Source organism: Treponema peruense, assembly GCF_016117655.1.
GTDB lineage: Bacteria > Spirochaetota > Spirochaetia > Treponematales > Treponemataceae > Treponema_D > Treponema_D peruense.
Genome location: NZ_CP064936.1, coordinates 1332124 through 1345077, shown reverse-complemented (window position 1 = coordinate 1345077; position 12954 = coordinate 1332124). Strand labels below are relative to the sequence as shown.

Below are 12954 nucleotides of genomic sequence, written 5' to 3'. Positions count from 1 at the left end.
TTTTCCTTAAAAAGTTGATACAATTATTATATCATGTCTTTAATAAAATGTGTAAAAATACCTGAAGAATTGGTAAAAATCGGCGGAATTTTCAGAAAAAACGGATTCAAAGCTTATCTTGTGGGAGGGGCTGTCCGCGACATGATTCTGGGTAAAAAAGGCCACGACTACGACCTTGCAACAAATGCCACGCCTAAGCAGGTAATGGGAATATTCAAAAAAGTTATTCCTACAGGAATTGCACACGGAACGGTAACAATACACATCTTCGGAATGCAGATAGAAACCACGACATTCCGTACCGAAGCAGACTACACAGACGGAAGACACCCCGACAGCATAAAATTTGCAACAACAATAGAAGAAGATCTTTCGCGCCGTGACTTTACAATGAATGCAATTGCGGCAGATTTGGAAAGCGGTGAACTGACAGATCCTTTCGACGGGCAGAAAGACATAAGAAACAAAATAATACGCACTGTAGGAGAACCGCAGGAACGGTTTGCTGAAGACGGGCTTAGGCCGGTGCGTGCAGTTAGATTTTCGGGCCAGCTTGGGTTCAGTATAGAAGAAAAAACCCTTGCTGCCCTTTCAGAGCCTGAAGTATTAAAAAAAACGGCTTCTATTTCTGTAGAAAGATTCAGGGACGAGTTCTGCAAGATGCTACTTTGTGAAAGACCGTCGGACAGTCTTAAACTTCTGGAAAAAACCGGAATTCTGAATATTTTTATACCGGAATTTGCCATATGCAGAAACTGTTCGCAGAAAGATTCAAGGGGCTTCCACGAATTTGATGTTGCCGACCACATTTTATATGCCTGCGACGGGGCTCAGAAAGGAAATCTCGAAGTAAAACTTGCAGCCTTTTACCACGACATAGGCAAGCCAGAATGCCGCACTACAGAAATTGTTGATGGAGAAGAACGCGTACACTTCCACGGGCACGAAACAAAGTCTGCACAGAAAGCACTTGCATCTATGACGGCCCTCAAGTTCCCCAATGAAACAATAAAAAATGTTGTTCACCTTGTTCAGGAACATATGTTTTACTACGAACACTCGTGGTCAGACGCTGCCGTAAGAAGATTCATTATAAGAGTCAAACCCGAAAATATCGAAAACCTGTTTGCCTTAAGGCTTGCAGACATTTACGGAATGCACAGAACGCCTCTTAAAGAAGGAAGCCCTGCATGGAATATTCTGCTGGAGTTCAGAAAAAGAATTGAATCTGTTCTTGAAAAAAAGTCGGCTCTGGGAATAAAAGACCTTGCCGTTAACGGGCGGGACTTGATACAGGAAGGAATACCTTCGGGAAAAGCCATGGGCATGATTCTGAATGAACTGTTTGAAACCGTTACGGAATCACCGGCAATGAATGAAAAAGAAAAACTTCTGGCACTTGCAAAAAATATTTTTCGCGAAAAATTCAGGACATAAACAAACAGTGGTGTTCTTAAAGCCGTGAAAACGTACGGTCTGCGAACAGCCCTTTATTCTAGCAGACAGAGTCGGGCGCTTTTTTTATTTTTGACAGGCACCAGACCATTGTTATTGAAACATAGATTACAGCACATACCCACGCACACGGGTCTGCAAAACAAACGGCTTTATAACCGATTACTGGAACAAGACCAAAACTTACGATACACCTTGCAAACATTTCTATAACGCCAGAAAAAATTGCGCGGCTGGTAAACCCGAGCCCCTGAAGAGATGGCCGTACAACATTCAGTATTCCAAGAACCCAGTAAAAGATTCCTATTGTGGCCGCATACTGTACAGAAGCATTAAGTACTTCTGTTTCAGAAGAGTCAATGAACATAAGCGAAAGCGGCCGTCCGAATGCAATAAGGGAAATACTTGCCGCTATTCCGTAAAGAACAGAGATTGCGGTTCCAAGAAGAATACCCTGTTTGATTCTGTCAAATTTCTGTGCGCCAAGATTCTGCCCTGCGTAAGTAGACACCGCTGTTCCTATGGCATCATAGGGGCTTATAAACAGAATTTTGAGTTTGCTTCCGGCAGTAAAACCCGAAACACATACACTTCCCAAAGAATTGTTTGCAGCCTGAAGAGCCATGCTTCCTATTGCGGTAATTGAAAACTGCAGTCCCATGGGAATACCCATTCCGAACAGAACAGAAAGTTTCTTCCAGTTCCAGACAAGATCTTCTTTTCTGAACCTGAGTATTTCATACCTGCGCATTATGTGGACAAGACAGAGAATGCCACTCACAGCCTGTGCCGCAACTGTTGCAAGAGCAGCACCCGCAACGCCCATGTTGAATACAATAATAAAAGTCAGGTCAAGCACAATATTTACTATTGTAGCAACAACCAGGAATATAAACGGTGTCTTTGAGTTTCCTATAGCGCGAAGAATTCCCGACAAAAAATTGTACATAAGCGTAAAAGGACTTCCAAGAAAAATAATCAGAAGATAAATATACGCGTTATCAAAGATGTCGGCCGGAGTAGACATAAACCCCAAAACCCAGCGGCATAAAAGGGAACAGACTACGGTAACAACTACAGAAAACAGTGCAAGCGATACAGCACCAATAAAAATGTAGGAGCGCATGGCTGAATAATCACCGGCTCCGAATTTCTGTGCAACAGGAATTGTAAAACCGGCGCAGATTCCCATGCAGAATCCAAGAACCAAAAAGTTAACGGAACCCGAAGCCCCTACCCCGGCCAAAGCCATTGTTCCAAGATAGCGGCCTACAATTGCAGCATCCACAAGGTTGTAAGCCTGCTGGAACAGGTTTCCTGCAAGAAGCGGCAGTGAAAAAAGCAGAATAAGCTTTAACGGGTTTCCTTCAGTTAAATTCTTTGTCATAAATCTTGTTGAATCATATTACCATATTCATGGCTTCGCGCACTTCTGAAAGTGTTTTTACCGCAATGGCGCGTGCACGTTCGGAACCGTCAAGAAGAACCTGTCTTATGTAGTCGGGGTTCTTTTCGAGTTCTGCACGTTTCTGGCGCAAAGGTCTGAGTTCTTCATTAAGGGCTTCTGTAAGCATTTTCTTGAGCATTCCGCCGCCGCCGTCACCTATTCTTTGTGCAATTGCTTCGGGAGCTTCTTTTGTGCACAGCGAAATGAGCATAAGAATATTGGCAACTTCAGGTCTGTTTACAGGATCGTATGTAATGTTGCGGTCTGCGTCTGTCTTTGCCTTTTTGATAAGAGCGGCGGTTTCATCTTCTGTTGCGCTAAGGAATATTGCGTTTCCGCGGCTTTTGCTCATCTTCTGGCTTCCGTCAAGGCCAAGAATGCTTGGTGTCTTTGACAAAAGAGCCTGCGGCATGGGAAAAACAGGATCGCGGTCTTTGCAGAATTTTTCGTTAAAACGACGGGCAATTGTTCTTGTAAGCTCAAGGTGCGGAAGCTGGTCTTTTCCTACAGGAACAACGTTACCCTTACAGAAAAGAATGTCACATGCCTGGTGAATGGGGTACGTATACATTCCTGCATTTACATTCTTGAGACCCGCACTCTGGATTTCTTCTTTGACGGTCGGGTTTCTTGAAAGTTCGGCATTGCTTACAAGAGTAAGGAACGGAAGCATAAGTTGGTTGCACTCCGGAACATAACTGTGCGGGTAGATTATTACGTTTTCTGAAGGTTCAATTCCGGCAGAAAGATAATCTATTACAAGTTGCTTTGTATTCTGGCTTATCTCCTGGAATGCATCATGGTCTGTAAGAACCTGATAGTCGGCAATAAGAATCATTGTGGGAACACCCATCTTTGAAAGCCTTACGCGGTTCTGCAGAGAGCCAAAATAATGGCCTATGTGGAGTCTTCCTGTAGGTCTGTCTCCAGTAAGAACCCTGTATTTTGTTGGGTTTACGGCAATATCTTCTTCTATTTTTTTACTGCGTTCAACGGCTGCAGCAAAAGTCTTGTTTGAGTCATAATCTATTTCTGACATAATTTTAAATTACCTCTTGCAAAAAATTTAGAGCCTTAATTTAACACAAATCAGCGTTTTTTGTCCACACGCGGACTATTTGCTGTAATTGCGCTTTACTTTCATCGTGGTGGTCATTTCGAGCGGCTGTTCAAGAACAGTGACTTTTGTAATTCTCTGGTATGGCTGCAGTTTTTTGTTGATTTTGTCTACAATTTCGCTGACAGCCTTCTTTATAGAAGAAAGTTCTTCTTCTGAACAGTCTTCGCGTTTTATATTCAGCCTTGAATAAAGATCGTCAGAAGGATAAACAAGCGCTTCGAGTTCTTCGGACTGGTGCTCTGTGTCTGCAATGTAGCCCTGTACCGTAATCTGCTGGATGTCGGTTTCGAGCTGGAAGGCGTCTTCTATTTCTTCGGGGTAGACGTTTTTTCCGCCTTCGGTAACAATCATGTTTTTGACACGACCGCTCAGCATAAGGTAATTTTCGTCATCTATCCAGCCGAGGTCTCCTGTTTTGAACCAGCCGTCTTCTGTAAACACTTTTGCAGTTTCTTCGCTCATTTTGTAGTACCCCTGCATAACCATGGGACCTTTGACAAGAATTTCGCCTATTCCGTTTTTGTCGGGGCTGTCAATTTTCATCTGCATTTTTCCGACAAAGTATTTGCCTACACTTTCTATCTTAAAGTGGTGTATGGGATTAAGCGTGATAATAGGTGAAGTCTCTGTAAGGCCGTAACCCTGAACAAAATCTATGCCCATTTCGTTGTAAAACCTGAACACACTCTTTGCAAGAGGACCGCCGCCGCAGATTGCAATTCTTATAGTGTAAATATTTGCCTGCTTGAGTACAGCCTTAAAGATGTGCTTGCCAGGGTTAACACCGAAAGTCTTTTTTATCATAAACGAAAGTCCCATAAGGAATTTCATAATTCCGTAGACAAAAGGACCTTTTGATTTTATTCCCTTAAGAATTCCTGCTGCAAGCTTATTGAACAGAAGCGGAACTCCCAGAAGCATTGTTATTTCGCCTTCCTTAAGCTCTTTCATAAGACGCGATACGGCCATGCTCTTACCGAATACAACTTCGGCACCTACAGAAATTGCTTCTATAAATACTGCAAGCATTGTATAGGCGTGGTGGATTGGAAGAAGTGCATAAAATACGTCTGTTGAATAGATTTTCATGTGGGTCTGGGCAATATAGCAGTCGCTTACAAGATTTTTGTGGCTGAGCATAACGCCCTTTGGTGTACCGGTTGTTCCGCTTGTAAAAAGAATTGCCGCAGTGTCTTCTATACTAGGCTGTGTATTCTGCACTTTTTTTTCTGAAACAAGATTGAATACGTAAGTGTCGCCCTGTCTTCTGCAGAGAGAATAGACTTTGTACTTGCTTTTGCGGCCGGAAAAATAAGAATATTTTTCTTCATCTACAAAAAACATTACAGGCTGAGCAGTTGCCAAAAGATTGTCCAGTTCTTCGTTGTGAAGCGCGTAATCAAGCGGGCATACAATTGCTCCGGCATAAAGGGCGGCAAGATAAACTACAGCCCATTCCGGTGAGTTTTTGCCCGAAACTGCAATACGGTCGCCGGGCTTTACTCCAGCAAAGCACATCCAGTTTGCAAGAGTAAGTATCATTTTATGGGACTGTTCGTACGTGTAAGTGCGCTTTGAACCGTCATCTGTGTCCCAGTCAGTAAAACAAGGGCGCTTTGGATAGCGGGCAACGGTTATGTCAAACATCTGCGGCAGTGTGGGCCACTCGCCTTCAAAGTATTTTCCGCGGAATTCATCCAAAAAAGCAGTGGGATCATAGTTTTTAAGTTCGTCCATTTTTTTTACTCCTATAAATGTTCATGAGTAAATCTTCAGATTTAGGAATGAACATTTACGTACATTCGCAACAAAGTGAGAATGTACAGTTAATAAAAAAGTTTGCAACGCAAACTTTAAGTTAAAAAAGCCGACGCCATTTTGGCGGATTTTTTATACTCACTCCTATAAATGTTCATGAGTAAATTTAATTATACCATGACTTTGCAGAATGTGCAGAAAAAAGTTTTGTGGGTACTTAAATGCTGTAGTATAGGAAGCGAAAAAAACTGCGAAAAAACTTTGCAAATATATTAAATTATGTTATATTTATCATACAGGAAATGCCTGAACAGGCGGTTATCTCCCATACTCAATCGGTTTTCACCGAAATTTGATTTTGGGAGGCTTGTCTATGACTTGTGATACAATTATTGCACTGGTAACTTGCGTTGCCACGATAATCAGCACAGTTATAACAACGCTCACCTACTTTAAACATAAGTAAAGAGTAAAAAAATAGCCGCCTTTAAGTTTTCGACACTAGGCGGCTAATCGCAATAAAGTGGAGATAACCCAATGTTCGGGCATTTCCTTGATTCAATATACCAAATCTATCTAATTCTGTCAAATTATAAGGTGCAAGCAAGTGCGTAGCACCGCATTACCTCTAAAAAGATGAAATCCGAGCAAAAGCGGGACATCTCTTAACTGACAGAATTTATTCTACTACAACGGCGTCTTCGTACAGAAGGTCGAACTTTTTTCCGTCGGGACTCAGGGACGAAATAACCGTAATATGCTTTTTCTTTTTGTTTATTTTGTAAATATTTCCTTCAAGACCTTTGAGCGGGCCCGAAATTACCCGGATATTCTGACCGGGCAAAAACAGAACTTTTGAAATGCCCCAGGTTTCACCGTTTCTGATATAAGTTTTAAGTTCTTCAAGTGAAACTCCACAAATTTTTGTCGGCTGGTCATTCTTTAAGAGAACCTTAACAAAACCTTTAACGCGTTTTATAATGTCAAAAAATTTTTCAGAAAGTTCCTCTACTTCAAAAAACAAATAACCGGGAAACAGCGGCTGGTCAAAATATTTGCCCTGGTTTGTTCTTAACTTGCGCTTAAAAAAATAAAATTTTGCTCCGGCAAATTCTTCTGAAAGTTTATCTGCAGCTTCTTTCTTAAATGACTCTTCCTGACCGGTCAGAACCATTAAACAATAAAATTCCATGGTCTAATTCCCTGCCTTTGAAATCAAATTCCGGTCATCTTCTATAATGTCATAAACACTTACGCAGCCTTTATTGACCAAATCTTTCTGCACGTCTTCTGCGTTAAGTTCACCTGCAATACAATATGCGTCTTGTTCAACTTCTGCATCTGCTGAAACCTGCGAAAACTTAAGCCCTACTTCACCTGCCGCATATGAAAATACAAATTTTATGTAACTTGTTCCGTAAAGGATAACTTCATTTTTCCCTTCTGCGCGAACTTTATTGAACAAATGTACAACTGAATTGGAATAATTGTTTGCAATCTGCAACGTACGCAAAGCAAATGTTTTGCCCCGGCGTGCAAGTTCTTCAAGTCCTGCTGGAGTCAGAGCGTATGCAAGTTTTCTCTTATTTACATTCGTAAACATAATCCAGCCGCGTTCAACAAAACGCTTTAGAACAGCATTCATTGAGCCAACGGTAATACCCGAACCTTCTGCAAGCTTTCTCTGACTGGCAAGCGAGTCCTGTTCGAGAGTATCAGAAATATTTTGTAAAAGTGCCAGATCAGGCTGCATACAATACCTCTACAGATTGTTTAATTTACAAACATTATAGCTAAAAACGTGAGGAATGTTAAGGGCGGGATGCGGGATGATGCGGTGTATGAGGGAGAATGGGTGCTATTGAGATACTGTCAATCTTTTGTTTGCATAGCGGACATGTTACACAATAACTTCCATAGTGACTTGTTCATCATGAAGATTGATTTTTCCCGGGATTACTGAAAGTTCCTCTGCTAACGGACGGTGCAAAAACAAAACAGAATTATTATTGTAATAATGCGGCTGCGGAAGAAGAATCATTGATTCCATGTCATTTTCTTCTATAAAACCGAATGTGCTTTTATAATGTTCAATCAAACTGTCTTCTTTTAAAGAAAAAATATAAATTTCTTTAGCACCACAAAGTTTTGAAACTACAGTTGAAATAGGAATTATAAAATCATTGAATATAAACTCGCCAATTGTTGCGGGTTGAAAATCTTTTCCATGCAACTGTTTGTATTTTTTATCGACTGCAAAATTTGACAGATTAATTGCTGGAATTTGAAATTCAACATCATTTTCCTGATAAGGCAAGGTTGCAGCTGCTAAACTGAACCAACCTGCAAGAACAGCATCCTCTTTATCACGAACAATATATGTCCTTGAAAGTTTTTCTGATTCGTGAATTTTAGCTTTTTTTGTCAAATATCCACTTAAGACTTTTTCATCATACTGCGGAATGAATCTGCCAAGTTCATAATCTGAAGCGTAAGAAACACTTTCACAATAAAAAATCTCTGTTTCAATAATTGGATGAGTTTTAATTGTTGCCTTCATTACTTACTTGCAGCTTGCCTTCTAACAGCTTTTAATTTTTTTAAAGCCTGTTCTCGGCGTTTTGAATAAGACAACATAGCAGAGGTAGGAACAAGTTTTTCTGTCATAATACGTTCATATACCTCGCGACCTTTGCAACCATGCAACAAAATCTTAGGCTGAACAAAATCACTTCCAACAGAAATATACATAATAGTTACCTCCTTACATTCTCTAATATACTATACAAAAAACAAATTGTCTATAATTTTATTGACAACCAACTCTCATGACCTCAAAGTGGTGGAACTTAAATACACACGATGATGCGGTGTATGAGGGAGAAAATATAGACTGCTACTGTGTTTTATAGTATATTAAACTATATGAACGAATCTATGCAGATTACTTTTATGCAGCTTCGCATAATAAGGATGTTTGCACAAAAAATGAATAATTCAATCTCCCAGGCCGCTTCTTTACTTTACGAAAACGGTGCCTTAAATTTTATACGCCAATGTTTTGATTCTCTTCATTTAGAAGGAGATGAAGGCGTCTATGAAGATGTAGAAAGATTCCTTAATGCAAAAGGAGTGACTGTTAATGCCTGAATTTGTAAACGGAATGAGACTAAAATGAGTGTGTAAAACGACACAGAAAAAGGAGCAGATTTAAGGTGCAAACAGCCGATAAATTAAGCAAGGCGGTTAGCACATGGTAAAGAAACGACAGTCATTCAGCAAGGATTTCAAGGCAAAAGTTACACTTGAAGCATTACGAGAAGAATCTACGATTCAGGAAATTGCAGTAAAGTACGGCGTTCATCCGAATCAGATTTCCCAATGGAAAGCGCAGGCGATTGCCGGAATGGCTGACATTTTTGAACGGCCGAACAAGAAGTCAGAAGAAACGAGAAAGCAGGAAGAGGAAAAAGACAGTCTTCTGAAAACAATCGGTGAACAGAAAGTCGAAATTGATTTTCTAAAAAAAAAGTACAAGCAGATATACGGCTACGATCCAATCTTGTAGAACCTGCTTACAAGGTTTTAAGCATTTCAAGGCAGTGCAGGCTGCTTGGGATTTCACGGAGCCGGTATTATTACGAACCGGGTCCAGGGCATGATGAAAAAAGATTTCAATCTGCTTGTGAAAATCAAGGAAGTCCAGATTGAGCATCCGTATTACGGCTACCGCAGAATCTGGAGAGAAATAAACAAAAACGGCGGAGACACTACAGAAACAACTGTACGCCGTGTAATGCGAAGATTCGGGATTACGGCGGTATTTCCGGGCAAGAATCTTTCCAAGGCCTGTAAATATCACAAGAAGTATCCGTATCTTCTGAAAAACAAGATAATCAGATATCCGAATCAGGTATGGTCAACGGATATCACTTACATAAAGCTGCCGACAGGGAATGTTTACCTGATGGCAATAATCGACTGGTTCTCGAGGAAGGTCTTGAGCTGGCGCGTATTCAACACGATGGATGCGATGCAGTATGCAAATCTTCTGAGGGAAACAATCGAAGAATACGGCTGTCCTGCAATCTTCAACACAGACCAGGGAAGCCAGTTTACATCTGATGTTTTTATCAAAGTTCTTGTCGATTACGACATCCAGATCAGCATGGACGGAAAAGACCGGGCTTTGGACAACATCAGAATTGAGCGTCTTTGGAGAAGCCTCAAGTACGAGGACATCTACCTTAAACGCTATGAGACAATGAAAGACTTGAAGGCCGGCATTGATGCCTACTTCAACTTCTACAACACAGCGAGGTTTCATCAGTCTCTGGATTACAACGTGCCTGATGAAATGTATAAATGCTTCCAGTACAATGAACTGGAAAGAAAACGGGCTGCATAAATTTTTACACCTTAAACCTGTAAAATTTTTGTGTTGACTAAATAGCGCATTTTATAAACTGCGAATATTGACCACGATAAATTGCTTTTTCTAACCAAGAAAATGTTGAAAATAATTTTGCAACAGTAATTTTTCCCGTTCCTTGATCACCAATAAAAATTGTTACTCTTTTTACTTCAAAATAGCCGTTATTATCATTAAATCCATTTTTTATTGGACCAAAATTTTTTATTTTCATTTGTCGCATAACTATCACACCTAACCCTTACTCAACAATCCATTCACAAATATTCTTTTCTACACTAGAAAAATTAACGCCGATTTTAAATAATTTTCTTTTATCACAATTAAAACTTTCAGCGTATTTTTTTTCGTTAATTTGATTTAATGCTTCTTGAGCTGATTTGTCGCGTTTAAATTCAAAAATAAAAATATAATCCTTTGTTTGAACTACGCAATCTGCCCTACCAAATGAATAATGTTCTTCAACATTTACAAATTGTCCCATAAGCATAAAAACAATGTAAATCACATTCTGAAAATTCTGTTCTATTACTGAATCGTCATTTTTTGTTGAATATGGGAGCCGTGCAAAAAGCGATTTTAATCGATTTAAAACTTCATCTATTTTTGCAAGCCGTAAATCTTTTACAAAATTTACAATGAAAAGAGCATCACAAGTATCAGCGGGAGAATAAAAAATTGGAACCAAGCTTTTTAAAAAAGCATATTTTACTTCCTTATTTGGATAACCTAAGTAATACTGTTGATATTCTTTATCATATTTTTTTATTGTTAAATATCCGGTTTGATACAAAAGCGGAAGCGGATCGAGATTGTCACTTCTGTAATCTGAAATTGAATTTGTATCAATTGCAAGTTCATCTGAAGTTAAAAGTTTTGGTTCAAAATTTACAGATTTAATTTTTTCAACTAAAAAAGTCGGCGTTCCTGTTGAAAACCAATAACACTCAAACTCACAAGAAGCAAATGCATGAATTAAACTAAACGGATTATACATTCCTTCTGAAATCCGAGAAAAATGATAACCGTCATACATTTCTTTTAATTTTTCTAAGCAACCTTCAAAAGTTAAATCATTTTTTTGTGCCATCAATTGAATTTCTGGAACAAAAGTTTTTTCCATCTCTTCCTGAGTAATTCCACAAATTGAAGAATATTGATCATAAAGAGAAATATCTTGAAGTTGATTTAAATCACTAAAAATTGAAACTTTACTAAACTTTGTAACACCAGTAATAAAAGTAAATTTTAAAAACTCATCGCATTTTTTTAAATTTCCAAAAAATCCTTTAAAAAGACGGCGATTACTTTCTAGAATTTCAGATTCGCTTTCAAGCAAAGATTTATCATATTCATCAACTAAAACAACGCATCCAAGTCCTGTTTTTTCGTAAGCTTTTTCAAGTAAATATGCAAATCTTTCTTCTAGTGAACGTTCTTTTTTTTCATCACCATAAAGTTTTTCCCAAGACTCAAGGTGAGAATTTATTACAGCTGCAAGTGAAGAAGAACCTGAATAATCTTTTCCATTAAAATCAAAATGAAATACAGGATATTTTTTCCATTCAGTTTCAAGTTCGCTAATTTTTAAGCCTTCAAATAATTCTTTTTTTCCTTCAAAATATGCCTTAAATGTTGAAATTAAAAGACTTTTTCCAAATCTACGTGGACGAGATAAAAAATAAGTTTTTCCAAGGTTTACAAGATTCCAAATAAATTCAGTCTTATCAACATAAAGATAATTTTCTTTTCTGAGACTTTCAAATGATTGAATCCCTATCGGGAGCTTTCGAATATTCATAACTCTATTATATAGCAGAAATTATAATTTATCTACTTCTTTAAAATCCTCTAGCCAGTCCAAACACTGTCGCCAACAACTGCAAATTCATCTTTTTCTACAATTTCCGGAAGTTTCTTTGATTTTTTCAAGTTCATAATCCCCATGCAAAGAATCAATCTTCCAACGTGCTTCAACAGGAACATAAAAACTGTAAACATCAAAGTTGTTCTCTTCCACTTCAGATAGGATTGTTGACTGCTCCATATCGGGATATTCAGAACAGAGTTTTTCAGCATATTTCTGCTGCTGAATAGCAAAATTGTCATTTGCCCATTTAATAAAAAATCATGGCAATGATGTAATCTTTATATTCTGCAGCATCCATACTTGTACGGAGTGCATCGCACTGTGATTTCAAAAATGTTTCTAATGCCGAAAGTGAAAGTTTCAATTTATTTTCTCCAGTTTTATCTTCTATATAGTATAAGGCATTCCGGTATCATTGAGCGACACTGGAAAAATTATTTTTTTGTTTCTTTCCATAATTCTTCGAAAAGTTTATATACATGGCTGATTGTAGTATTCTCGTTTCCAGTATCTTCTTTTTTCTTATCCAATTCTGCAGCTTTTTTCATTGCCTCGTCAAAATGAGGTTTAAGCGTTGTATAAAGATTTACAGACGAAAGCCATTTCTGGTCTTTTTCATAATAAGGAATATACTTTCGTAATTCTTTGATAACACCATCTTGAGAAGAATAAAACTGTTCGGGCATAGCAAAATGAAGCAAAAACCAAACCTCAAAAGCCGGCATTGAATCAGCAAAATGAATACCTTTAGACAAAGCTTTTTCGTACTGCTTTTTTAAATCTTCAGACATACCTTTTTCGACAATTGTATCTCTGTCAAAAACACGAGTTATAATCAAAAGTTGTGGATTGCCTGAGAAGGCATAGAAAAA

16 protein-coding genes are annotated in these 12954 nt (G+C 38.6%); 4 read left to right on the top strand and 12 right to left on the bottom strand.

Going from position 1 to position 12954, the window contains the following annotated elements; all coding sequences use genetic code 11:
• Positions 1-33: 33 nt before the first annotated feature.
• Positions 34-1437, top strand: coding sequence for a CCA tRNA nucleotidyltransferase (locus IWA51_RS06170; RefSeq protein ID WP_198443616.1), 1404 nt, complete (start codon positions 34-36; stop codon positions 1435-1437).
• A 58-nt stretch (positions 1438-1495) separates the two neighbouring features.
• Here IWA51_RS06170 and IWA51_RS06165 read toward each other — a convergent pair whose 3' ends face one another.
• The 7 genes from IWA51_RS06165 to IWA51_RS06135 form a co-directional block, all read right to left on the bottom strand.
• Positions 1496-2842 (bottom strand): MATE family efflux transporter, encoded by a 1347-nt coding sequence (locus IWA51_RS06165; protein ID WP_198443615.1) that lies wholly within the window; start codon positions 2840-2842, stop codon positions 1496-1498.
• Positions 2843-2855: 13 nt separating this feature from the next.
• The gene (trpS, locus tag IWA51_RS06160) at positions 2856-3941 is read right to left on the bottom strand and encodes a tryptophan--tRNA ligase (protein WP_177528696.1); all 1086 of its coding nucleotides are present in this window, start codon (positions 3939-3941) and stop codon (positions 2856-2858) included.
• 75 nt (positions 3942-4016) lie between these two features.
• Positions 4017-5759: an AMP-dependent synthetase/ligase gene (locus IWA51_RS06155; protein WP_198443614.1), complete on the bottom strand. Its 1743-nt coding sequence runs from the start codon at positions 5757-5759 to the stop codon at positions 4017-4019.
• A 700-nt stretch (positions 5760-6459) separates the two neighbouring features.
• Positions 6460-6972 (bottom strand): transcription termination/antitermination NusG family protein, encoded by a 513-nt coding sequence (locus tag IWA51_RS06150; RefSeq protein ID WP_198443613.1) that lies wholly within the window; start codon positions 6970-6972, stop codon positions 6460-6462.
• 3 nt (positions 6973-6975) lie between these two features.
• On the bottom strand, positions 6976-7533 hold the full coding sequence (locus IWA51_RS06145; RefSeq protein ID WP_198443612.1) for a winged helix-turn-helix transcriptional regulator: 558 nt from the start codon (positions 7531-7533) through the stop codon (positions 6976-6978).
• 147 nt (positions 7534-7680) lie between these two features.
• Positions 7681-8340, bottom strand: a complete 660-nt coding sequence (locus tag IWA51_RS06140; RefSeq protein WP_198443611.1) for a hypothetical protein — start codon at positions 8338-8340, stop codon at positions 7681-7683.
• The gene (locus tag IWA51_RS06135) at positions 8340-8531 is read right to left on the bottom strand and encodes a hypothetical protein (RefSeq protein WP_198443610.1); all 192 of its coding nucleotides are present in this window, start codon (positions 8529-8531) and stop codon (positions 8340-8342) included. The genes IWA51_RS06140 and IWA51_RS06135 overlap by 1 nt, the downstream gene beginning before the upstream one ends.
• 174 nt (positions 8532-8705) lie before the next feature.
• Between IWA51_RS06135 and IWA51_RS06130 the strand changes: the two genes are divergently transcribed.
• The 3 genes from IWA51_RS06130 to IWA51_RS06120 all read left to right on the top strand — a co-directional run bounded on the left by IWA51_RS06130 (position 8706) and on the right by IWA51_RS06120 (position 10188).
• Positions 8706-8930 (top strand): DUF3791 domain-containing protein, encoded by a 225-nt coding sequence (locus tag IWA51_RS06130; RefSeq protein WP_198443609.1) that lies wholly within the window; start codon positions 8706-8708, stop codon positions 8928-8930.
• Between the two features lie 103 nt (positions 8931-9033).
• A complete protein-coding gene (locus IWA51_RS06125) occupies positions 9034-9348 on the top strand; it encodes a transposase (RefSeq protein ID WP_198442301.1) in 315 nt (104 codons plus the stop codon).
• A gap of 90 nt (positions 9349-9438) precedes the next feature.
• Positions 9439-10188 carry an IS3 family transposase gene (locus IWA51_RS06120; RefSeq protein ID WP_198443608.1) on the top strand — a complete coding sequence of 250 codons (750 nt, stop codon included), beginning with the start codon at positions 9439-9441 and terminating at the stop codon, positions 10186-10188.
• A 37-nt stretch (positions 10189-10225) separates the two neighbouring features.
• Here the strand turns inward: IWA51_RS06120 and IWA51_RS06115 are convergent, their stop codons facing one another.
• The 5 genes from IWA51_RS06115 to IWA51_RS06100 form a co-directional block, all read right to left on the bottom strand.
• On the bottom strand, positions 10226-10426 hold the full coding sequence (locus tag IWA51_RS06115) for a hypothetical protein (RefSeq protein WP_198443607.1): 201 nt from the start codon (positions 10424-10426) through the stop codon (positions 10226-10228).
• 27 nt (positions 10427-10453) lie between these two features.
• Positions 10454-12013: an ATP-binding protein gene (locus IWA51_RS06110; protein ID WP_198443606.1), complete on the bottom strand. Its 1560-nt coding sequence runs from the start codon at positions 12011-12013 to the stop codon at positions 10454-10456.
• 50 nt (positions 12014-12063) lie between these two features.
• Complete coding sequence (locus tag IWA51_RS06105) at positions 12064-12321, bottom strand: hypothetical protein (protein WP_198443605.1); 258 nt, start codon at positions 12319-12321, stop codon at positions 12064-12066.
• 8 nt (positions 12322-12329) lie between these two features.
• Positions 12330-12446, bottom strand: coding sequence for a type I restriction-modification system subunit M N-terminal domain-containing protein (locus tag IWA51_RS12565; RefSeq protein WP_215905263.1), 117 nt, complete (start codon positions 12444-12446; stop codon positions 12330-12332).
• Positions 12447-12516: 70 nt separating this feature from the next.
• A complete protein-coding gene (locus tag IWA51_RS06100; RefSeq protein ID WP_268969617.1) occupies positions 12517-12921 on the bottom strand; it encodes an RloB family protein in 405 nt (134 codons plus the stop codon).
• Between the last annotated feature and the right edge of the window lie 33 nt (positions 12922-12954).